At 37.0% G+C, this 22791-nt stretch carries 15 protein-coding genes and 1 tRNA gene; 13 read left to right on the top strand and 3 right to left on the bottom strand.

Features of this window, described 5'->3' with window-relative positions:
* Positions 1-24: 24 nt before the first annotated feature.
* Complete coding sequence (locus VBZ51_RS03210) at positions 25-3375, bottom strand: DUF2723 domain-containing protein (protein WP_416576033.1); 3351 nt, start codon at positions 3373-3375, stop codon at positions 25-27.
* Positions 3376-3544: 169 nt separating this feature from the next.
* Between VBZ51_RS03210 and VBZ51_RS03205 the strand changes: the two genes are divergently transcribed.
* A tRNA-Gln gene (locus VBZ51_RS03205) sits at positions 3545-3615 on the top strand.
* Positions 3616-3869: 254 nt separating this feature from the next.
* A complete protein-coding gene (locus tag VBZ51_RS03200; protein ID WP_058103957.1) occupies positions 3870-4202 on the top strand; it encodes a hypothetical protein in 333 nt (110 codons plus the stop codon).
* Positions 4203-4226: 24 nt separating this feature from the next.
* Here the strand turns inward: VBZ51_RS03200 and VBZ51_RS03195 are convergent, their stop codons facing one another.
* The gene (locus VBZ51_RS03195; RefSeq protein ID WP_416576032.1) at positions 4227-5552 is read right to left on the bottom strand and encodes a cation:proton antiporter; all 1326 of its coding nucleotides are present in this window, start codon (positions 5550-5552) and stop codon (positions 4227-4229) included.
* 221 nt (positions 5553-5773) lie between these two features.
* On the opposite strand from VBZ51_RS03195, the gene rimP reads away from it, so the two are divergent.
* Genes rimP through infB form a run of 3 tightly spaced genes read left to right on the top strand, consistent with a single transcriptional unit; the run spans position 5774 to position 10348 of the window.
* Positions 5774-6235, top strand: coding sequence for a ribosome assembly cofactor RimP (gene rimP / locus VBZ51_RS03190; RefSeq protein WP_058103955.1), 462 nt, complete (start codon positions 5774-5776; stop codon positions 6233-6235).
* Between the two features lie 12 nt (positions 6236-6247).
* The gene (nusA, locus tag VBZ51_RS03185) at positions 6248-7480 is read left to right on the top strand and encodes a transcription termination factor NusA (RefSeq protein ID WP_058103954.1); all 1233 of its coding nucleotides are present in this window, start codon (positions 6248-6250) and stop codon (positions 7478-7480) included.
* 42 nt (positions 7481-7522) lie between these two features.
* A complete protein-coding gene (gene infB / locus VBZ51_RS03180; RefSeq protein WP_058103953.1) occupies positions 7523-10348 on the top strand; it encodes a translation initiation factor IF-2 in 2826 nt (941 codons plus the stop codon).
* Positions 10349-10404: 56 nt separating this feature from the next.
* Here the strand turns inward: infB and VBZ51_RS03175 are convergent, their stop codons facing one another.
* The gene (locus VBZ51_RS03175) at positions 10405-10776 is read right to left on the bottom strand and encodes an SPOR domain-containing protein (protein ID WP_416576031.1); all 372 of its coding nucleotides are present in this window, start codon (positions 10774-10776) and stop codon (positions 10405-10407) included.
* A 232-nt stretch (positions 10777-11008) separates the two neighbouring features.
* Between VBZ51_RS03175 and VBZ51_RS03170 the strand changes: the two genes are divergently transcribed.
* The 8 genes from VBZ51_RS03170 to VBZ51_RS03135 all read left to right on the top strand — a co-directional run bounded on the left by VBZ51_RS03170 (position 11009) and on the right by VBZ51_RS03135 (position 22789).
* Positions 11009-12379, top strand: a complete 1371-nt coding sequence (locus VBZ51_RS03170; RefSeq protein WP_416576030.1) for a c-type cytochrome — start codon at positions 11009-11011, stop codon at positions 12377-12379.
* 34 nt (positions 12380-12413) lie between these two features.
* Positions 12414-15533, top strand: a complete 3120-nt coding sequence (locus VBZ51_RS03165) for a TAT-variant-translocated molybdopterin oxidoreductase (RefSeq protein WP_215996594.1) — start codon at positions 12414-12416, stop codon at positions 15531-15533.
* 32 nt (positions 15534-15565) lie between these two features.
* On the top strand, positions 15566-17311 hold the full coding sequence (nrfD, locus tag VBZ51_RS03160) for an NrfD/PsrC family molybdoenzyme membrane anchor subunit (protein ID WP_074671963.1): 1746 nt from the start codon (positions 15566-15568) through the stop codon (positions 17309-17311).
* Between the two features lie 2 nt (positions 17312-17313).
* Positions 17314-17844: a DUF3341 domain-containing protein gene (locus tag VBZ51_RS03155; protein WP_058103949.1), complete on the top strand. Its 531-nt coding sequence runs from the start codon at positions 17314-17316 to the stop codon at positions 17842-17844.
* A gap of 2 nt (positions 17845-17846) precedes the next feature.
* The gene (locus VBZ51_RS03150; RefSeq protein ID WP_071341253.1) at positions 17847-18407 is read left to right on the top strand and encodes a c-type cytochrome; all 561 of its coding nucleotides are present in this window, start codon (positions 17847-17849) and stop codon (positions 18405-18407) included.
* A 15-nt stretch (positions 18408-18422) separates the two neighbouring features.
* Positions 18423-19757, top strand: coding sequence for a quinol:cytochrome C oxidoreductase (locus VBZ51_RS03145; protein WP_215996593.1), 1335 nt, complete (start codon positions 18423-18425; stop codon positions 19755-19757).
* 36 nt (positions 19758-19793) lie between these two features.
* Positions 19794-20897 carry a cytochrome c oxidase subunit II gene (locus VBZ51_RS03140; RefSeq protein ID WP_416576029.1) on the top strand — a complete coding sequence of 368 codons (1104 nt, stop codon included), beginning with the start codon at positions 19794-19796 and terminating at the stop codon, positions 20895-20897.
* Positions 20898-20959: 62 nt separating this feature from the next.
* The gene (locus VBZ51_RS03135) at positions 20960-22789 is read left to right on the top strand and encodes a cytochrome c oxidase subunit I (protein ID WP_058103945.1); all 1830 of its coding nucleotides are present in this window, start codon (positions 20960-20962) and stop codon (positions 22787-22789) included.
* The last annotated feature ends 2 nt before the right edge of the window (positions 22790-22791 follow it).

The following is a 22791-nucleotide window of genomic DNA, read 5'->3' as shown; positions in this document are numbered from 1 at the left end:
ACACTTTGGGCTTTCGCCCAAAGCTTATTGTTGTGTAGAAATATCTATTGTATCTTCTAATATATCCGTTTTGGTATTATCTGGTAGTATAGTATCGGATATTGGCATGGTATCCATCATGTCTGGATTAGACTCCAATACATCTTGCGGCATACCCATATCATCTTCGTCTTTATAGAAGTGTTGAAACTTGTCAATATACTCATTGAATATCAATGTTTCTTTTTCTGCAATATCCTCACTGTCATTTGTGATTACAATATCAATATTGCGCCTGTAAGCTTCCATATCGGCGATAATATCGTCAATGTTATTATATTGTTCGTCTAAGCTGGTAGAGGCATAATATTCCAATCTTTCTTGATACTTTTTCTTCAGTTTTTCAAAAAGCTCACGGGCTTTATTGCTTTCACCAACTTTGTAATAACCATCAATAAATGGTTCTACTAAAGTGTAATAGCCAAACTTGTCTACAGGCATATTGGTCAAAGATATTTCAATAATATCCTTGGCCTTGTCCATTTTGTTCTCCTTGATCAGCCCTTCGGTTAGGCGCGCCAAATTGCCTCTGAACGAAACACTCTGAATACGTGTTTGCGTATCATGGTAAATATCACCACCAGAGTTGCCCCAATCCCAACCGGTTACAATGTCATACATTAGATCGGTATCTATTCTACCTAATTCAAAAGCATTAGGTCTTTCTGTTCTTATAGGTACTAACTTATAGGCTAAACCATCTAATTGTAAGTAGTCTTTCATCCAAAGATATTCGGCATCATCAAAACTTCCTCCAGAAAAGTATAGAGGACGTTTCCAGTCATTGTTCGCTAAGATGTCAAGCATCATCATGCTTTTCTTGGTAATGGCGCCAGGTAAGTCTATATCAATATAATCTACTATTAAATCGGCATCTTTTTCCTTCACCAAACCACTACTTAATACATTCTGTTTGTTGACGGGAACCCTAATTTTGTTGGTAGGGTAGTAAACTATGTTTTGCGTATCTTCAGAATACTGACTTAAATCTGCCCCATTCTGCTCAAATAAATACTTTAGTTTGGTTCTAGGTTTGTCGCTGTCGATCCAATTGATGAAATCTTTAATTGGCCATCTATTTTCGGTAATGCCTTGGTGGTACAATACGTCCCTAGATCCCCATCTGTATTTTTCATGGGTTATTTGAGAGGGTATAGGTGCGCTCTCATAAGCCGCCGCTTTCATTTGATCTACATACCAATCTGTTTCAAAAAGGCTGGTACAAACTATGCGCACATCTGTTCTATAATGTTCTATTTCTTGGGCATACCAAATAGGGAAGGTATCATTATCTCCAATGGTGAACAATATAGCACCAACATCTTCTTGACAAGAATCTAAATATGCTTTTGCTGATGAATTCGCTGTAAATCTATTTGACCTATCGTGATCATCCCAGTTTTGTACCGCCATAACCGTTGGTACGGCAAGTAAGGTAGCAACGACTACAACAGGTGCCAATATTTTTGGTGTGATCCAATCTTTGAAACCATCATAAAGACCATACACTCCAATGCCTATCCAAAGGGCAAAAACATAGAACGACCCTACTAAAGAGTAGTCGCGTTCACGTGGCTGAAAGATGCCTGGATTAGTGTAAAATTGAATTGCCAGCCCTGTAAAAAGAAAGAAAATCAGCAGCACCCAAAATTGTCTTTTGTCTTTAGATACTTGAAAAATAATTCCAATAATTCCTAGAATCAATGGTAAAAAGAAATAGGTGTTTCTGCCAGGATTGTTTTGTATGTCACTAGGTAAATTGTCTTGACTACCTAAACGCCAGCTATCAATAAAATTGATTCCGCTCAACCAATTACCATTTTCATTATAACGGCCCTGAACATCATTCTGTTTTCCAACAAAATTCCACATAAAATAACGTAAATACATGTAGTTGAACTGAAACTCGATCATGTATTCTATGTTATCCCACAAAGTTGGCGGTTGTACTTCTATGTATTCATCAAAACGTTTTAAGAAACTGATGTATTGATCCGCCCCGATTTCGCCATTTGCAAAACCTATTTTAACCTGCTCTGCCGCTTGTCTTAATTCTTGGTTGGGCTGGGTAATCCTGAAATCCAAAGCTCCAAAATAGCGCATGTAATTCTCTGCATTTTGAGAGCTCCACATTCTAGGTAATAAACCTTGGTGCTTTGGATTTGGACCCTGAATGGCATCTTTGTATTTATTTACAATTATATATTTACCTAGCGTATAATCTTTTTCATATTTTGGTTTGCCGTCTTGATCTTCGCCTGGTGCTGCAAACATATCGGAATAATAGGTGCCGTAAACGGGACTATCCACACCTGGGTATTGCTCCCTGTTATAGTACGCTAAAAGAGCTCTCGCATCTTCAGGGTTGTTTTCGTTAATTACAACTTTGGCATTTGCCCGTATGGGCAACATTAACCATGAAGAAAATCCTAAGAATAAAAACATCATGCACAAAACAATGGTGTTTGCTGTTTTGTAATTGTTTTTACGCGTATAGTTTAAGCCAAAATAAAAAGCGGCAATAAATAACAGGCCAATGATTATTGATCCAGAATTAAAAGGTAAGCCTATACTGTTTATGAAAAAGACTTCGCCCCATCCAAATAATTTTAATACGTAGGTCAATGAGAATTTATATACCAACATTAAAATGGCAATGACGATAATGTTAGCCAGTAAAAAATTCTTTACCGTAGTTTTTTTGTAGGTTTTAAAATAGTAAAGTAGACCAATTGAAGGTATGGCCAAAAAGCCCATAAATTGAATACCGAAAGTAAGGCCGACAACAAAGGAGATCAATATAATCCATCTATTCCCCCTAGGGTCGTCTAAATTATCTGTCCATTTAAGACCTAACCATAACAAAAGCGCCATAATGAAACTGGCCATGGCGTATACTTCTGTTTCCACGGCGTTGAACCAAAAACTATCAGAATAGGTAAATGCAAGGGATCCTACTAAAGCACTTCCAAATACCGCAATAGCCTTACTATTGGTAAAAGGACCGTCTTTATCTATCAGTTTTCTGGTGATATTGGTAATGGTCCAGAACATGAATAGAATGGTAAATGCGCTAGATACCCCAGATACTAAATTTACCATCATAGCTACTTGGTTGGGTTCTAATGCGAACATGGCAAAGAAGGCACCGATCATTTGTAATAGAGGTGCCCCCGGTGGGTGACCAACTTGCAATTTGGCAGCGGTAGCTATATATTCACCTGCATCCCAAAAACTATTAGTGGGCTCAACGGTAATATAATACGTTATAAGGGCTATAAAAAATACGGACCATCCTAGTATGGTGTTCCACTTTTGGTAGTTGTTTGAAAACATGAAGCTTGGGTTAAACCTAAGTGGCGAATTTACTAATTAATATAGAAAGGAATAAACTATTTTTATAAACCTTTAACATGAGGCAATAAAGATTTTTTCAATTTTTACTTTAAAAAATATTTGGTGAAACCAAACTTTGTTTTAAATTTGCAGCCTCTTAAAAAGGTATTGGCCCATGGTGTAATGGTAACACTCCGGTTTTTGGTACCGTCATTCAAGGTTCGAGTCCTTGTGGGCCAACTAAGAGAACAAATAAAGTCCTAATGTCAATTGATGTTAGGATTTTTTGTTTTTATGACCTCTGTCATTTCTCTAGTGGTAAATTTGTGCAAAATTTGGCAAATGATACAATTTAGGTATCCTAATGTGAAGAAATGGTTAACAGTGTGTCAGTATTTTTGTACATTTAATCTAATAACGTTACAAATTCATCGTAAAAGAAACCATTTCGGTGTTGTTATTACATACTTTAGTACCCTAAAGAACTTAACCTTATGAAACTCTCTCCAAAAGTTTTAAAGATATTATTGGTCGTTGTTGTGCTTGGATTTGGAATAGGATTCTATTTGCAAGATGTAAAACATGAAGAAAGTACCGCTCACGCCTGGAAGGCCAATCGTTATAATTTAGAGCGGTTCAATAAAATCATGGAGTATAATAATAAAATGAACTCTAGTAACTGGCGAGTGCTAAAAGATAGCATTGATCAAGAATTAGATACTTTAATGATACTTCGTTTTCGTAAAGAGGTGGATAGTTTGGAAAATACCGAACCACAAGCTTACGGTGAACACCAAGAACAACATGCTTCTTTTGGACCTCAATAAGAAGCGGAGCTTGTGTTTTAAGATTTAACGGTTATTTTCAAATATGTCCGTCTGAGGGTTTTCTCCTTCAGTTTCTGTAGGTGTGATGGCTTCAGAAGCCCTTATGGCATCTTCTGTTAAATTTCTTTCAGTAATTTCTTCATCTATTTCGTCTAGTAAAGTGCCCATTTTTCGTTTGTCCTTTATCATTGCCCAGGTCATTACTAAACTTGTGGCAATAATCACGAACAGCAATATGCCAGATTCAAACCTTTCAATTTGAGCTTCACTAGGTATTGCATAAAATAGAAGAACTGTTATAAGGCCTCTTGGAGCAATAAATAATTGTGGTAGCATATCCTTCCCTACAAATATCATTAAAACCAGAAAACGTATGGCGTAGATAGATGCGATAATGAGTAGGCTAACAATTGCGACATTGATACTTAACAGTGATGAAAGCACAATGGTGATTCCAAATATAACAAAGAAGAAAGTCCGTACTACAAAAGCAGTTTCCAATGTTACTATATGTAGCTCGTGATATATTTGTTGCATTCGTTCAGACTCCAAGAAGATTTTGGTCTTACCAGGAAAAAACAAGTTTACATTCTTTACGATAAGTCCAAAAACGAGGATGATTATTAAAGAAGACAAATGCATCTTTTTACCGATGGCGTATAGTAAAAGAAGTACGGCTATGAGAAGGAATAGTTTAGCCTGACTTTTAATTTTTTGGAATACCAATATTATGGCGTAACTGGCTACAAGGGCGATAACTATGGTAAGAACTAGGTTTAGGGTAAAACCCGAGACGCCTGTATCTTCTGCGGGGTTTAATTTACCGGTTAAAAAATAGAACATCATTATGCCCATTATATCCGAAAATGTGCTTTCATAGATGTGAAATTCCTTTTTTTCTTCAGCTAATCCGCCTACGCTCGGAATAATTATGGCGCTGGATAATATGGATAAAGGGGTTGCGTAAAGCCATGCGGATTGCATGGTCATGTTCGGTATAAATTGGTGTAAAATCAATGCTGCTACATATGCAGAACCCACTAAACCAATTAATGCAACGGCCATAGATTTAATTATGGGCCATAACTTTTCTCTTTTCAGTTCTAGTTCTAAAGCTGCCTCAAGCACTATCATAATGAGGCCCACAGTACCTAAAATTTCTAAAGAGCCTTTAAAGTCTGGTATTTCAGGAATGAAAAATTCAAGCGTTATTTTAATAAGTATGCCTAATACAATTAACATTAAAACCGCTGGTATGTTCGTTTTCTTGGAAATTCCGTTAAAAAAGAATGATAATACTACAATTAAGGATGCTCCTATTATTAGGTTGTACGAAGATAGAATTTCCATCAGGTGTTGTTTTGGTTGGTGTTCTGTTAAAAATAATATAATTTCTAAAATGCGGTAATCTAATGAAGATTTATTATTTTATTAATTGTTTTCAAAATGAACGAATTAGGTGCGGGTGTGGTATTGTAGGAAATTAATTTTGTTGTATATTTGCAATGCTGAAAGGATATAAAAGTATTCATGAGGGGACAATTAGTCCCCTCTTTTATTACTTATTATTTATGCTAAAGGAAAAAGTAAAAGAATTATTGGAACAAGGTCTTCAAGAAGATCCCTCCCTGTTTTTAATCGATTTTACAATGGGTGCAGATAATAGCATTCATGTGGTAATAGACGGTGACCATGGGGTTACGGTCAGTGATTGTATTAAGATAAGTAGGGCTATTGAACATAATTTAGACCGTGATGAACATGATTTTTCTTTAGAGGTTGCCTCTGCTGGAGCGGCTGCACCTTTGGTTATGCCTCGTCAATATTTAAAAAATATTGGACGTAAGCTGGAAGTTCGTACCAACGATGATAAATTTGAAGGCAATTTAACTGCCGTTAAAGATGAATCTATTGTGTTGGAGTGGAAAGCTAGGGAGCCTAAGCCAATAGGTAAAGGTAAAGTGACCGTTCAGAAAAAAGAAGAAGTAAATTTTTCAGATATTATTAAAGCAAAAGTTGTATTAAAATTTTAATTGTAATTACCAATGGAAAATATTGCGTTAATTGAATCTTTCTCAGAGTTTAAGGACGATAAGTTCATAGACAGGGTAACATTGATGGCCATTTTGGAAGATGTTTTTAGAAATGCGCTGAAAAAGAAGTTTGGTTCAGATGATAACTTTGATATCATTATTAACCCAGATAAAGGTGATTTGGAGATTTGGAGAAACCGTATCGTAGTTAATGATGGTGAGGTTGAAGAGCCGAATGAGGAAATTTCATTGTCCGCTGCTCGTAAAATAGAGCCTGATTTTGAAGTTGGTGAAGATGTTTCTGAAGAAGTAAAGTTAATTGACTTGGGTAGAAGAGCTATTTTGGCATTGCGTCAAAATTTGATCTCTAAAATTCATGAGCACGATAATACAACGATTTACAAGCACTTTAAAGATTTAGAAGGTGAGATTTATACTGCAGAGGTTCATCATATTCGTCATAAGGCAATAATTTTGCTTGATGATGAAGGTAATGAGATTATACTTCCAAAGGATAGACAAATTCCTTCGGACTTTTTTAGAAAAGGGGATAATGTTAGGGGTGTTATTGAAAGTGTAGAATTAAAAGGTGCCAAGCCTACTATCATAATGTCAAGAAGTTCTCCTAAGTTCTTGGAGCAATTGTTTTTCCAGGAAATACCAGAAGTTTTTGATGGTTTGATCACGGTTAAGAAAGCGGTTAGAATACCTGGAGAGAAAGCTAAAGTTGCTGTGGATTCTTATGATGACCGTATTGATCCGGTAGGTGCCTGTGTTGGTATGAAAGGTTCAAGAATTCATGGAATAGTTCGTGAATTGGGTAATGAGAATATCGATGTTATCAATTGGACGGCAAATCCACAATTGTTGGTAACAAGGGCATTAAGTCCTGCAAGAGTATCTTCTGTAAAGTTGAACGATGAGAAAATGACGGCTCAAGTTTATCTTAAGCCAGAAGAGGTTTCTAAAGCAATTGGTAGAGGTGGGCATAATATTAGATTGGCCGGTCAATTAACTGGTTATGAAATAGATGTATTCCGTGAAGGTGTAGAGGAAGATGTTGAGTTAACAGAGTTCTCTGATGAAATCGATGCATGGATTATAGAGGAATTCAAGAAAATTGGATTTGATACAGCTCGTAGCGTCTTAGAGCAAGATGTAGACGATTTGGTGAAACGTACGGATTTGGAAGAAGAAACAATTTTAGAAGTTGTACGTATCCTAAAAGAAGAATTAGAAGATTAGCTATATATTAGCACTTAAATAAAAGAACGGGAATCAGTATTTATGGCAGACAATGCAAAAATAAGGCTTAATAAAGTTCTTCGTGAACTTAATATTTCCTTGGATAGGGCAGTGGACTTTCTTAATGGGAAAGGACATGATGTGGAAGCGAGGCCTACCACTAAAATTTCCGATGATGTTTATCAGGTTTTACTTGACGAGTTCCAGACGGATAAGAGTAAAAAAGTTGCATCTAAGGAAGTTGGAGAGGAAAAACGTAAGGAAAAGGAGGCAATTCGAGTTCAATTGGAAAAAGAACAGGAAGATCGTCGCTTGGCCCGTGAGCGAAGAAATTCTGAAGCTGAAGACAAAACTTTGGTTGGTAAAGTTGAATTGGCCGGACCTAAAATGGTTGGTAAAATTGACTTGAATCCTAAGAAAAAAGTAGAGGAAGAGCCGGTGAAGGAAACTCCTAAAGCTGAGGAGAAAGTTGCTCCTAAGGTAGAAGAAAAAGCTGCGCCTAAGGTAGAGGTTAAAGAAACAAGGAAAGTGGTTCTGCAAGGACCAAAAATAGTTTCTCAACCTGTTCAAAAAACAGAGGATAAGAAAGAAAGTCCAAAAGTTGAGACGCCTAAAGCCGAACAGCCAAAAAAGGAAGCGCCTAAGAAAGAGGAGGTTAAAACTACTGAAGCAGAATCTGCTCCAGAAGATGATACACCAAAAACAATAGAGACCCAATATCAAAAATTATCAGGTCCTAAAATTGCAGGTGAAAAAATTGACCTTAGTAAGTTTGAGAAGCCTAAGAAGAAGAAAGAAGATAAAAAAGCTGCAGACAAATCTAATACTGACCGTAAAAAGCGTAGAAGAAGAATTGTAACTAAAAATACTTCTGGTCCTGGTCAAAATAGAAACAGTGGCTCTGGTGATAGAAATAAAGGTAGAGGAAGGTTTGCTCCTGTGGCAAAAGTTGAGCCTACTGAAGAAGATGTTCAAAAGCAAGTACGTGAAACCCTAGAGAAACTTCAAGGTAAGTCTAAAAAGGGTAAAGGTGCTAAGTATAGAAGAAGTAAAAGAGATCAGCACCGTGAGCAAACGGAGAAGGATCTTGAAAAACAAGAATTAGAGAACAAAATTCTTAAGGTGACCGAGTTCGTTACCGCTAGTGAGGTGGCTACCATGATGGGAGTTTCTACTACCGAGATAATCTCGGCTTGTATGTCTCTTGGTATAATGGTAACAATGAATCAGCGTTTAGATGCTGAAACATTGTCTATCGTAGCTGAAGAATTTGGGTATGAAGTAGATTTTGTTACTGCGGATATAGAAGAAAGTATCGTAGAAGAGGAAGATGCTCCGGAAGATTTGGAACATAGGGCTCCTATCGTTACTGTAATGGGTCACGTTGATCACGGTAAAACATCTTTATTGGATTACATCCGTAAGGAAAATGTTATTGCCGGGGAAAGTGGTGGTATTACCCAGCACATTGGTGCATATGGGGTAACCTTAGAGAACGGTGAGCGTATTGCATTCTTGGATACTCCTGGTCACGAAGCGTTTACCGCTATGCGTGCTAGAGGTGCACAAGTTACAGATATAGCAATTATTGTGGTTGCGGCAGATGATGATATTATGCCACAGACCAAGGAGGCTATTAGTCATGCGCAAGCAGCAGGTGTTCCTATTGTTTTTGCTATAAACAAAATAGATAAGCCAACTTCTAATCCAGATAAGATTAAGGAAGGTTTGGCCCAAATGAATTTATTGGTAGAAGATTGGGGTGGTAAAATTCAATCTCATGATATTTCTGCCAAAACAGGTTTAGGGGTAAAAGAATTATTGGAGAAGGTATTGTTGGAGGCCGAGTTGTTGGAGCTTAAAGCAAACCCGGATAAGCTTGCTACCGGTACGGTTGTTGAGGCATTCCTTGATAAAGGAAAGGGTTATGTGTCTACAGTATTGGTTCAGTCGGGTACTCTTAAAATTGGAGATTATGTATTGGCCGGTACCACAAGTGGTAAGATCAAGGCAATGCAAGATGAAAGGGGTAACAATATTAAAGCGGCAGGTCCGTCTACTCCAATTTCAATTTTAGGTTTAGATGGTGCATCTCAAGCAGGTGATAAATTCTACGTATTGGAAGATGAGCGTGAAGCAAAACAAATTGCATCTAGAAGATCTCAATTACAACGTGAACAATCTGTTAGAACACAACGTCACATAACGTTAGATGAAATTGGACGTAGAATTGCACTAGGTGATTTCAAAGAGCTTAACATTATACTTAAAGGTGATGTTGATGGTTCTGTTGAGGCACTTACAGATTCTTTCCAGAAATTGTCTACAGATGAAATTCAGGTAAACATTATACATAAGGCCGTAGGTCCTATTACTGAATCTGATGTGTTATTGGCTTCGGCTTCTGATGCGGTTATTATTGGTTTTAACGTAAGACCAATGGGTAATGCAAAAGCAATTGCTGAGAAAGAGGAGATAGATATCCGTATGTACTCTATTATTTACTCTGCGATCAATGACCTTAAAGATGCAATGGAAGGTATGTTGTCACCTGAAATGAAAGAAGAAATTTCTGGTACAGCTGAGATTAGAGAAACCTTTAAGATTTCTAAGGTAGGTACTATTGCAGGTTGTATGGTAACAAGTGGTAAAATCTTTAGAAACTCTAATATTAGATTAATACGTGATGGTGTGGTAATCTATACTGGTACGTTGGCTTCTTTAAAACGATTTAAGGATGATGTTAGAGAAGTTGCAAAAGGATATGACTGTGGACTTCAGATAAAGAACTATAATGATATTATTGAAGGTGATATTGTTGAAGCGTTCCAGGAAGTTGCGGTGAAGAAGAAACTAAAATCTAAATAAGAATTTGTTTAAGGAATTAGTTTTGTTCTTTTAAGATAAGGCAATAAAAAATCGACCTATTTGGTCGATTTTTTTGGTTTTAATAACATTGCATTTGGGTACTTGACTCTTACTTCGTTGAACTTTCTTTCTGCATCCAATTTAGAAGTAAACCTCCCAACCCTAACCCGATAGGTTGGTGAGTCAAAATCTATTTTTGACACCAATTCAGGAAAGTCCTCCTCAACATTCGCTTTTATTTCTTTCGCTTTGGCGTAATTGCCAAAACCTACTTGTATTCTATAGTACTTATTGTTGCTCAAAGATGTTTTGTAAACCTCTAGAAGTTGGTCTATCTTTTGGTCTTGCTGTATGGTTACTTTTGCGCCCTGTGCGTAAGTAAATTGAGTTATACATGCAAAAATTACGAGGGTACTTAGTGTTTTCATAATCTTTTTAAAGTTTTATTTTCCTTCAGTGCAAAAGTAATTTATTAAGGTTCAAACAAATAAATCATTGTTTATTTAGAATATTTCTAAATTATAAATTATAGATACATTAACATTTTTCAAATAAAGTCTATGTCGTATTTTTGTCTCCGATTTAGGCATTTGGTGGATTTTAATTTGGTTTCATCTATGACCAAAATCATGCCAAGATTCCGATAGAAATATTCGATATATGAAAAAGGTTCCGAACCGAAATCAGTTTTCTAAAATTTTAGGATTATCCCTAATTGCATTTTTGTTTTTTGCAAGTCCGTCAATAGCGCAGGATGAAGCTGCTGCTGAATCTGCGACTACTGAAACCGCGGGTGGCGGAGACGCTAAAAAGGGTAAAGCTTTGTTTAATCAGAATTGTGCTGCTTGTCATGCGTTAAATCGTAAGATGACAGGTCCTGCATTGCAAGATGTGGAAAGCAGATTGGCTGAAGATGAAGGTTTAGATAGGGAGTGGTTGTATGCTTGGATTAAGAATAGTCCAGGTGTAATTAAGTCAGGTGATGCTTATGCTAATAAAGTATATGCTGAGTACAACCAAGCTGCAATGACCGCTTTTCCAACATTAACAAATAGTGATATAGATAATATTTTGGCATATACCGCTGCGCCGCCACCAGCTGCTCCAGCTGCTGCTGCCGGAGGTGCAGAAACTGCATCTGCTGGTTCAGGTGATGCTTCTGGTGTTTCCAATGAAATTATTCTTGGGGCGCTGGTGCTTGTTTTTGGTTTGTTGGTTATAATGTTGTTGTTGGTAAACAAGACATTGCAACGAATTGCTCAGGCGAACGGCATTGTAGTTGAAAAAGAAGCGGCTGTAAAAAGAACTCCAATTTGGAAGGCTTTTGCTCAAAATCAATTTTTGGTTTTGGTAACGGCAATAATCTTGCTTTTGGGTAGTGCGTATTTTGCTTATGGTTGGATGATGCAGGTTGGTGTTGATCAGGGTTATGCGCCTATTCAGCCTATTCACTATTCTCATAAAATTCATGCTGGTGATAATAAGATAGAGTGTAAGTATTGTCACTCTTCTGCAAGGGTTTCAAAAACATCAGGTATTCCTTCTTTGAATGTTTGTATGAATTGTCATAAATCTATATATGAATATACAGGTAATCCAGAGGGTCCATCTCAAGATGATTTGGCTAATGGATATACTAATGAGTTTTATACTGGTGAGATTAAGAAATTGTATAAAGCTGTTGGTTGGGATGAAACAAACCAAAAGTATACAGGTGAAAGTCAGCCGGTAGAGTGGGTTCGTATTCATAACTTACCTGATTTCGCTTACTTTAATCACTCTCAGCACGTATCGGTTGCTGGTGTAGAGTGTCAAACTTGTCATGGTCCGGTAGAGGAAATGGAAATTATGTACCAATATGCTCCATTAACTATGGGGTGGTGTATAGATTGTCATAGAGAGACCAATGTAAAGGTTGAGGGCAATGAGTACTACGAGAAAATTCACGCAGAACTTTCTAAAAAGTACGGTGTTGAGAATTTGACAGCAGCACAATTAGGTGGTCTGGAATGTGGTAAGTGTCACTATTAATAATAATTTAAGAAGCTAATTACAGATAATACGTATGGCATCAAACAAAAAGTATTGGAAGAACGAAGCGGAGTTAAATCCTAACGATTCCATTGTTGAGGCGCTTAAGCAGAATGAATTTGTGGAGCAGATTCCTGTTGATGATTTCTTGGGTGATAAGGAAACATTGTCTTCTACAAATACCAATCGTAGAGATTTTTTAAAGTATGTTGGTTTTAGTACCGCAGCAGCTTCTTTGGCAGCATGTGAAGGTCCGGTTGTAAAATCGATTCCTTATGTGGTTTTGCCGGAAAATATTGTTCCTGGAGTTGCTAACTATTACGCAACTACAATTGCAAATGGTTTTGACTTTGCAAGTATATTGATAAAAACGCGTGAAGGTCGTCCTATAAAAGTGGAGAATAACACTTTGGCTAAAATAGGGGGTACCGCAAACGCAAGGGTTCAGGGTTCTGTTCTTTCTTTGTACGACAGTACAAGATTGCAGGGGCCTATGGCAAACGGAGAGCCTGTTGAGTGGGATGTGTTGAAGGCTACGTTAAAATCTAAAATGGGGGCTCTTAAAGGTTCTTCAAAAAAGATTGCCGTACTTACACAGACATATGCAAGTCCGTCAACTGACCGTTTAATGTCTGATTTAGTTGCGGCTAATGAAAATGTTGTTCATGTAACTTACGATGCAATTTCTGAAGATGCAGCTTTGACCGCCTTTGAAAATAAGTATGGTGAAAGGGCTTTAGCTGATTATGATTTTGAGAAAGCTGAGGTAATTGTTTCTTTTGGTGCTGATTTTATTGCTGATTGGCAAGGTGGTGGTTATGATGCTGCTTATTCAAGAGGGCGAGTGCCAAAAAACGGTAAAATGTCTAGGCATATTCAAGTAGAGGCAAATATGTCTTTGACTGGTGCTAATGCAGATAAGCGTGTAGCTATGAAGCCTAGTGCGCAGAAAGTTGTATTAGCTAAGTTGTACGGTAAGTTAAATGGAACTTCTGTGGGTGGTAATACATCCGAATATGATGCATTGGTAGATTCTATTGCTACTGAAATCAAGAAAGCAGGTTCTAATGCAGTTGTGGTAACTGGTTTGGATGATGTAAATGCGCAGTCCGTTGTATTGGCGATAAATGAAATGTTGTCTAGTAAGGCATATGACGCTAGTGCTCCTAAGTATATTAGAAAAGGTAATGTGAAAAGCGTAAATGCCTTAATTTCTGATATGAAGGCCGGTAGAGTAGGTGCTTTGTTAATGGATGGTGTGAATCCAATGTATTCGCTTCCAAATGCTGCGGATTTCAAGGAAGGTTTGTCTAAAGTGGATCTTAGTGTTGCTTTTTCGACAAATTGGAACGAAACTACTGAAGCCGTGCAATATGTTGGTGCTGCAAATCATTATTTAGAATCTTGGGGTGATCTTCAAGTTAAGAAGGGGCATTATAGTTTAATGCAACCTACAATTAAAGAATTATTTGATACTAAGCAATTTCAGTCGGTTGTTTTAGAATTACTGGGAAGTGAGCAAACGTATTATGATTATATAAAAGATACTTGGTCTAGCAGTGTGCTTAATGGTGCAAGTTGGAACCAGGCATTGCAAGATGGTGTCTTTACAGCTGATACCATGGTTGTTGGTGCTGAAGGCGTTGTGCAAGATGTTAATGTAGTTGAAGATGAGGCTGAAATTGCACCGAATTCTTCTTTGGCATCAGCGGTGCGTAGTTTGGCGAATACCACTAGTGAGGGTATGGAGCTTACTTTGTATTCTAAAGTAGGTATGGGTGATGGTCAGCAGGCAAGTAACCCTTGGTTGCAAGAATTCCCTGATCCGATCACAAGGGTTTCTTGGGATAACTATGTGACTATTTCAAAAGCCGATGCTGCTGAGTTAGGTGTAGAAAATGTAAATGTTGCTAACGGTGGAATGGATGGTAACTATGTTAAGCTTACCGTGAACGGTGTTAGTCTTGATAAAGTTCCTGTAGTTGTTCAGCCCGGGCAGGCAAAAGGTACTGTTGGTCTTTCTTTTGGTTATGGTAAAACTGTAGGTTTAAAAGAGGAAATGCAGACAGGAGTAAATGCTTTTAAGCTTTATGAAGGGTTTAGTAACATTCAATCTGTAAGTGTTGAAAAAGTTGCAGGTAATCATGAGTTTGCTTGTATTCAATTACATAAAACCCTTATGGGTAGAGGTGATATCATTAAAGAAACTACTTTAGAGATATTTAATACAAAAGATCACGCTGAATGGAATGAAGTTCCGGTGGTGTCTTTAGATCACCAAGAGGTTCCTGCTACATCTGTTGATTTGTGGGATAGTTTTGATCGTACAATAGGACATCATTTTAACATGTCTATCGATTTGAATGCTTGTACTGGTTGTGGGTCTTGTGTTATTGCTTGTCATGCTGAAAACAACGTTCCTGTTGTTGGTAAGGCTGAAGTAAGAAAATCTAGGGATATGCACTGGTTGCGTATTGATAGATATTATTCTTCAGAAGAAACTTTTGAAGGTGACAACGCTAAAAAAGATGGCTTTGATGGTTTGTCTGGTGATAATGGTTCATTAGGTGGTTTTGGTGAGTTGGAAGATCCTTCCGCTAATCCTCAGGTAGCATTCCAACCGGTAATGTGTCAGCACTGTAACCATGCTCCTTGTGAAACTGTATGTCCTGTAGCGGCAACTTCACATGGTAGACAAGGTCAAAATCAAATGGCTTATAATAGATGTGTAGGTACAAGATATTGTGCAAACAACTGTCCATATAAAGTACGTAGATTTAACTGGTTCTTATATAATAATAATGACGAGTTTGATTTCCATATGAACAATGATTTGGGTAAAATGGTATTGAACCCTGATGTTAACGTTCGTTCCAGAGGTGTTATTGAGAAATGTTCTATGTGTATTCAAAAAACACAAAAAACAATTCTTGATGCTAAAAGAGATGGTCGTGTTATTCAAGATGGAGAATTCCAAACGGCTTGTTCTTCTGCATGTAGTAATGGAGCCATTGTATTTGGTGATGTTAATGATGAGAAGAGTAAAGTATCAGAATTAAAAGCGAGTGACCGTATGTATCATTTATTAGAGCATGTAGGAACTCAACCAAATGTTTTCTATCACGTTAAGGTTAGAAACACCAACGAAGCATAAACAATAGTAGAAAGTAATTATAACAAAAGTCTATGGCGTCGCATTACGAAGCACCTATACGTAAACCCCTAGTAACTGGAGACAAAGGCTACCACGATGTAACAGTGGATATAGCTGCTCCTGTAGAAGGTAGAGCTAACAAGCACTGGTGGATAGTTTTTTCCATTGCCTTAGTGGCATTTCTTTGGGGAGTAGGTTGTATTATTTATACGGTCTCTACCGGTATCGGTACTTGGGGTCTTAACAAATCTGTAAACTGGGCTTGGGATATTACCAACTTCGTTTGGTGGGTAGGTATCGGTCATGCAGGAACTCTGATTTCTGCAGTATTATTATTGTTCCGTCAAAAATGGAGAATGGCCATTAACCGTTCTGCGGAGGCAATGACAATCTTCTCGGTTGTTCAAGCTGGTTTGTTTCCAATTATACACATGGGTCGTCCATGGTTAGCTTACTGGGTACTTCCAATTCCAAACCAATTTGGATCATTGTGGGTGAACTTTAACTCTCCACTTCTTTGGGATGTATTTGCGATATCAACATATCTTTCTGTTTCATTAGTATTCTGGTGGACAGGTTTGTTACCGGATTTTGCAATGATTCGTGATAGAGCCGTATTGCCTTTTCAAAAGAAGATTTATAGCTTATTGAGTTTTGGATGGAGCGGTCGTGCAAAAGATTGGCAACGTTTTGAGGAAGTATCTTTAGTACTTGCTGGTTTGGCAACTCCTTTGGTACTATCTGTACATACCATTGTATCTTTTGACTTTGCTACTTCGGTAATCCCGGGTTGGCATACAACAATCTTTCCACCATATTTCGTTGCAGGTGCTATCTTCTCTGGTTTCGCTATGGTAAATACTTTGTTGATCATCATGAGAAAGGTGTGTCACCTAGAAAACTATATTACGGTTCAGCATATTGAACTAATGAATATTGTAATCATGTTAACTGGTTCAATTGTGGGATGTGCCTACATTACCGAGTTGTTCATGGCATGGTATTCTGGTGTGGAATATGAGCAGTATGCATTCTTGAACAGAGCAACCGGACCTTACTGGTGGGCTTACTGGTCAATGATGACTTGTAATGTGTTCTCTCCACAGTTCATGTGGTTCAAGAAATTAAGAACAAGTATCATGTTCTCTTTCTTTATCTCTATTGTGGTAAACATAGGTATGTGGTTTGAAAGATTCGTAATTATCGTTACATCATTACATAGGGATTATCTTCCATCATCATGGACAATGTTCTCACCAACATTTGTTGATATAGGAATATTTATAGGTACTATTGGTTTCTTCTTTGTATTGTTCTTATTATATTCTAGAACATTCCCAGTAATTGCTCAGGCAGAAGTGAAATCTATATTGAAATCTTCTGGTGAAAAATACAAAGTGTTAAGAGATGCTGGGAAACCTCTATATCAAATCTCAACGGCTAAAGTAGAGGTGAAGGAAACAGTAACTGATGATGTATTGATGGGTGAAGTTGTACCATCTGTCGGTGATAAAGTTGGTGTTTCTGATTTATTGAGTGCTGTGGGTACTTTTGATCCTGCTACACAAGAAGCGGATGATTTAAAGAAAGTTAAAGGTATAGGGCCGCAAATGGAGGCTACTTTAAATGAAATAGGAATCTATACATTTGCTCAAGTCGCTAGAATGACTGAAAGCGAGTATGATCTTTTAGATTCAATTACAGGTTCTTTCCCAGGTAGAGCACAACGTGATGACTGGGCAGGACAAGCATCAATTTTATTAAATAACAAAAGATAAATATGGCATCTAAGGTTATACATGCTTTTTACGACGATGATGATGTGCTAATGCTTGCCGTTAAAAAGGTTAAAGCGGCAAAGCTTCATATAGAGGAGGTTTATTGTCCTTTCCCTGTACACGGTCTTGATAAGGCTATGGGTTTAGCGCCAACTAGAATAGCTATCACTGCTTTTTTATACGGTTGTGTAGGTTTAACAGTGGCGGTTTTAATGATGAACTTTATCATGATTGAAGATTGGCCTCAAGATATAGGTGGTAAACCAAGTTTTAGCTATTTGGAGAACATGCCGGCTTTTGTGCCTATTATGTTTGAATTAACGGTTTTCTTTGCGGCTCACTTAATGGTAATAACTTTTTACCTAAGAAGTAGATTGTGGCCTTTTAAAGAAGCAGAAAATCCAGATGTAAGAACAACGGATGATCACTTTTTAATGGAGATTGAAATCCATGACAACGAGCAAGAATTAAGAGATTTATTAATGAATACTGGTGCAGTTGAAATTAGTATATCAGAAAAAAACAGTCATTAAATATGAACAGTTTTAAGAAATTAGCAATAATATTCGGTCTAGCTATTGTGGCAACTTCTTGTCAAGATGATAGTGTTCCTAATTATCAGTATATGCCTAACATGTATGAGTCTGTAGGTTATGAGGCTTACAGCGAGGCAGATTTTTTACCAAACCAGTCCGAAGCTATGTTGCCACCGGCGAATACAATTAATAGAGGGTGGTTGCCATATGAAATTGAAAACTCCCCTGAGGGTAAAGAGTTGGCTAGGCTTCAATCAAGTCCATTAGATTCTATGAGTGTAGAAAAGAACTTAGCGAAAGGTGGTCAACTTTACACTATTTATTGTGCTATTTGTCATGGTGATAAAGGTGATGGGCAAGGTACACTTGTAAAAAGAGAAAAAATATTAGGTGTTCCTAGTTATGCGGACCCGGTAAGAAACTTGACGGTTGGATCTACGTATTATACAATCCATTATGGATTGAATTCAATGGGGTCTTATGCTTCTCAAATGAATACTGAAGAGATGTGGCAAGTATCGGAATATGTGATGAAATTGAAACAAGATTTAACCAAATAATAGGTAAGCAATACTATGTATACGTTTTCAAATAGACTTAAAATAGCTTCCATAGTTCTAATGATAGTAGGTGCATTAGGAATTATTGGCGGATTTGTTATGGCTCCTGGAACTATAGCAGAAGCGAAAGAAATGGTAGCAAGTCATGATGAAGGTCATGGTGATGCACATGGAGCTGAAGCAGAACATGCAGTAGAGGAAAATGATCATGCTGTTGCAGATTCTCATGGTGAAGAGCACGATGCTTCTCATGATCAGCATTTGTTAGATCAATTAAAGAACAGACCTTGGTCAGCTTTATATGTTGCAGCTTTCTTCTTTATGATGATCGCTCTAGGTGTTTTGGCTTTCTATGCTATACAAAGAGCAGCGCAGGCAGGTTGGTCGCCATTACTGTTTAGGGTAATGGAGGCAATTACGGCATACCTAGTTCCAGGAGGAATTATTGTGTTCGTTATATTGTTGCTTTCTGTATTACATATGAACCATTTATTTATTTGGATGGATGCAGATGTAGTTGCTCATGATCACTTATTGCAAGGTAAATCTGGATATTTGAATCCAACATTCTTTTTAATAAGAGCTGCAATTTTCTTAGCAGGTTGGATTGGGTATAGAGAATACTCTAGAAGATTATCTTTAGCTCAGGATGAGTCTGACGATAATGCTAATTTTAAATTAAACTTTAGAATATCTGCAGCTTTCTTGGTATTCTATCTTATTTCTGAGTCAATTATGTCTTGGGATTGGATTATGAGTGTAGAGCCACACTGGTTTAGTACATTGTTCGGATGGTACATATTTGCAAGTATGTTTGTATCTGGGATTACAGTGATTGCAATGGTTACCATTTATCTTAAATCAAAAGGTCTTTTGCCAGATGTTAATGATAGTCACATTCATGATTTGGCTAAGTTTATGTTCGGTATTAGTATTTTTTGGACCTACCTGTGGTTTTCACAGTTCATGTTGATATGGTACTCTAATATACCGGAAGAGGTTACTTATTATGTAACTAGAATAGCTGATTATAAACTTCCTTTCTTTGGTATGGTTGCTATGAACTTTTTGTTCCCAGTACTTTTGCTAATGAATAGTGATTACAAAAGAATTAACTGGTTTGTAATATTAACAGGTATAGTAATTTTAGCAGGACATTATATGGATATTTTCAATGCTATCATGCCATCAACAGTTGGTAAGAACTGGTACATTGGTATTCCTGAAATAGGTTCTGTATTGTTTTTCGCTGGATTATTTATATTCTGGGTGTTCAGAGCGCTTTCTACAGCACCTTTACAACCAAAGAGAAATCCGTTTATTGAAGAAAGTAGACACTTTCACTATTAATAGATTAATAAGTAAAGTATAACATTTATATATACGATGACGACATTATTGACTTTAGCTGTTCTTGTTCTTGTAGCAATTGCCATTTGGCAATTGACTAAAATATTTGAATTATCACAGCTTAAAACTACTAAGTACGAGATAGCTACTGATACTGATAACAAGAATAACGGATATATGTTATTTGGGTTCTTGGTCTTCATATACGGAATTACCATTTTCAGTTTCTGGAAATATGGTAAATTTTTATTGCCTGAAGCGGGTTCTGCACATGGTGAAGAGTATGACAACTTAATGTTGGTTTCCTTTATTATCATTTTTATTGTACAAACAATAACTCAGGCGTTACTTCATTATTTTGGATATAAATATGCTGGTAAGGAAGGTCAAAAAGCTTTGTTTTATGCTGATAATGACCGTTTAGAATTTATCTGGACAATAATTCCTGTAATTGTTTTGGCAGGTCTTATTTTGTGGGGTTTATATACTTGGACCACTATAATGGATGTAAATGATGAGGATGATCCACTAATCGTTGAGTTATATGCGCAACAGTTTAATTGGACTGCTAGGTATGGTGGTGATGATAATGTTTTAGGTGGAGCAAATGTTAGAATGATCGACATTGATAAGGCTAACGTATTAGGTTTGGATGAAGCTGATACATATGCACATGATGATGTTATCGTTAAGGAGCTTCACTTGCCAGTTGGTAGAAAAGTGAATTTTAAAATGCGTTCACAAGATGTACTGCATTCTGCATATATGCCACATTTTAGAGCACAAATGAACTGTGTTCCTGGTATGATAACGGAGTTTTCTTTTACACCAATTTACACTACTGAGGAAATGAGAACCAATCCAGATGTCATGGATAAGGTGAAAAGAACAAATAAAATACGCGCGGAGAAAGCAGCTGCTACAGGTGAACCTATAGATCCATGGCAATTTGATTATATTTTGTTATGTAACAAGATTTGTGGTAAATCTCATTACAATATGCAAATGAAGATTATCGTAGAGACCGAAGAGGAATATAATGCATGGATGAAGAGTCAATCAACATTTGCCGAAACGGTGATGAAAGATGAATCTAGTCCTGAAGTTCATTCATTAAGCGCAGTATCAATAGGAGAATAATCTTTTATTCTTAAGTCATTTTAGCTATTTAAAGAAAATTAATAAAAAATAAGATTACGATTATGTCAGCAACAGCACATGCACATGTAGATGATCACGGACACGACGATCATGGACATCATCATAAAGAAACTTTTGTAACAAAGTACATCTTTAGCCAAGACCATAAAATGATTGCTAAGCAATATTTTATCATGGGTGTATTGGTAATGGGTTTCATTGGTATTGCAATGTCTTTATTGTTTAGAATGCAATTGGCTTGGCCAGGTGAATCTTTTCCGGTATTTGAGGCATTATTGGGTAAATGGGCGCCAGGTGGAGTTATGGATGCTGATGTTTACCTTGCATTGGTTACAATGCACGGTACAATCATGGTATTCTTTGTACTTACGCAAGGTTTAAGTGGTACATTCAGTAACCTTTTGATTCCATTACAAATTGGTGCAAGAGATATGGCATCTGGATTCCTTAACATGGTTTCTTTTTGGATGTTCTTTGTATCTAGTATTATAATGATTATTTCATTGTTTGTAGAAGCAGGACCTGCCGCAGCTGGTTGGACAATTTATCCTCCATTAAGTGCACTGCCAATGGCGCAACCAGGTTCTGGTATGGGTATGACATTATGGTTGGTGTCTATGGCAATATTTATTGCATCTTCTCTTATTGGTTCTTTGAATTATATTGTAACAGTAATTAATCTTAGAACAAAAGGAATGTCAATGACTAGATTACCTTTGACTATCTGGGCATTCTTTATTACAGCCATTATTGGTGTGATTTCCTTCCCTGTTCTATTGTCAGCAGCATTACTTTTGATCATGGATAGAAGTTTTGGTACTTCGTTCTTCTTGTCAGATATATTTATTCAAGGTGAAGTTTTACATTACCAAGGAGGTTCTCCAGTTTTATTTGAGCATTTATTTTGGTTCTTGGGTCACCCAGAGGTGTATATTGTTTTATTGCCGGCACTGGGTATAACCTCAGAAGTAATGTCAACTAATGCTCGTAAACCAATTTTTGGCTATAGAGCTATGATTGCTTCAATTATGGCAATTGCTTTCTTGTCTACCATTGTTTGGGGTCACCACATGTTCATATCTGGTATGAATCCGTTCCTTGGATCTGTATTTACGTTTACAACCTTATTAATTGCTATACCATCAGCGGTAAAAGCGTTTAACTATATTACTACTTTATGGAAGGGTAACCTTCAGTTGAATCCGGCTATGTTGTTTTCAATTGGTTTGGTATCTACCTTTATTACGGGTGGTTTAACAGGTATAGTATTAGGAGATAGTACTTTGGATATTAACGTTCATGATACGTATTTCGTTGTAGCTCACTTCCACTTGGTAATGGGTATTTCTGCACTTTATGGTCTTTTTGCCGGTGTATATCACTGGTTCCCTAAAATGTTTGAAGGAAAATTAATGAATAAGAATCTTGGTTATGTTCATTTTTGGGTAACTGCTGTTTGTGCTTATGGTGTTTTCTTCCCAATGCATTTTGTCGGTATGGCTGGTGTTCCAAGAAGGTACTATGAAAACACTGCTTTTCCTATGTTCGATGAGTTAACTAATATTCAAGTATTGATGACTGTTTTCGCTATTATTGCAGCTGCAGCTCAATTAGTATTCGTTGCTAACTTTATCTATAGCATATTCTATGGTAAAGTAGGTCCTAAAAATCCATGGAAATCCAATACATTGGAATGGACAACAGATCAAAAGCATGTACATGGTAACTGGGATGGACCAATACCTGAGGTACACAGATGGGCTTATGATTATAGTAAGGTCTATGAGAACGGTGAGTATATCATCGCTGGTCAGGATTACGTACCACAACATATTCCTTTGCAAGAAAATGAAGAGGAATTGAATCACTAGTA

The organism is Maribacter sp. HS (assembly GCF_048059195.1).
GTDB classification, from domain to species: domain Bacteria; phylum Bacteroidota; class Bacteroidia; order Flavobacteriales; family Flavobacteriaceae; genus Maribacter; species Maribacter dokdonensis.
This window is presented reverse-complemented; position numbering and strand designations above follow the sequence as displayed.

What these genes read in the sequence shown, in the direction of transcription:
- VBZ51_RS03210 (WP_416576033.1), bottom strand. Translation starts at nt 3,375, where the DNA reads ATGTTTTCAAACAACTACCAAAAGTGGAACACCATACTAGGATGGTCC.
- VBZ51_RS03200 (WP_058103957.1), top strand. Translation starts at nt 3,870, where the DNA reads ATGAAACTCTCTCCAAAAGTTTTAAAGATATTATTGGTCGTTGTTGTG.
- VBZ51_RS03195 (WP_416576032.1), bottom strand. Translation starts at nt 5,552, where the DNA reads ATGGAAATTCTATCTTCGTACAACCTAATAATAGGAGCATCCTTAATT.
- rimP (WP_058103955.1), top strand. Translation starts at nt 5,774, where the DNA reads ATGCTAAAGGAAAAAGTAAAAGAATTATTGGAACAAGGTCTTCAAGAA.
- nusA (WP_058103954.1), top strand. Translation starts at nt 6,248, where the DNA reads ATGGAAAATATTGCGTTAATTGAATCTTTCTCAGAGTTTAAGGACGAT.
- infB (WP_058103953.1), top strand. Translation starts at nt 7,523, where the DNA reads ATGGCAGACAATGCAAAAATAAGGCTTAATAAAGTTCTTCGTGAACTT.
- VBZ51_RS03175 (WP_416576031.1), bottom strand. Translation starts at nt 10,776, where the DNA reads ATGAAAACACTAAGTACCCTCGTAATTTTTGCATGTATAACTCAATTT.
- VBZ51_RS03170 (WP_416576030.1), top strand. Translation starts at nt 11,009, where the DNA reads ATGAAAAAGGTTCCGAACCGAAATCAGTTTTCTAAAATTTTAGGATTA.
- VBZ51_RS03165 (WP_215996594.1), top strand. Translation starts at nt 12,414, where the DNA reads ATGGCATCAAACAAAAAGTATTGGAAGAACGAAGCGGAGTTAAATCCT.
- nrfD (WP_074671963.1), top strand. Translation starts at nt 15,566, where the DNA reads ATGGCGTCGCATTACGAAGCACCTATACGTAAACCCCTAGTAACTGGA.
- VBZ51_RS03155 (WP_058103949.1), top strand. Translation starts at nt 17,314, where the DNA reads ATGGCATCTAAGGTTATACATGCTTTTTACGACGATGATGATGTGCTA.
- VBZ51_RS03150 (WP_071341253.1), top strand. Translation starts at nt 17,847, where the DNA reads ATGAACAGTTTTAAGAAATTAGCAATAATATTCGGTCTAGCTATTGTG.
- VBZ51_RS03145 (WP_215996593.1), top strand. Translation starts at nt 18,423, where the DNA reads ATGTATACGTTTTCAAATAGACTTAAAATAGCTTCCATAGTTCTAATG.
- VBZ51_RS03140 (WP_416576029.1), top strand. Translation starts at nt 19,794, where the DNA reads ATGACGACATTATTGACTTTAGCTGTTCTTGTTCTTGTAGCAATTGCC.
- VBZ51_RS03135 (WP_058103945.1), top strand. Translation starts at nt 20,960, where the DNA reads ATGTCAGCAACAGCACATGCACATGTAGATGATCACGGACACGACGAT.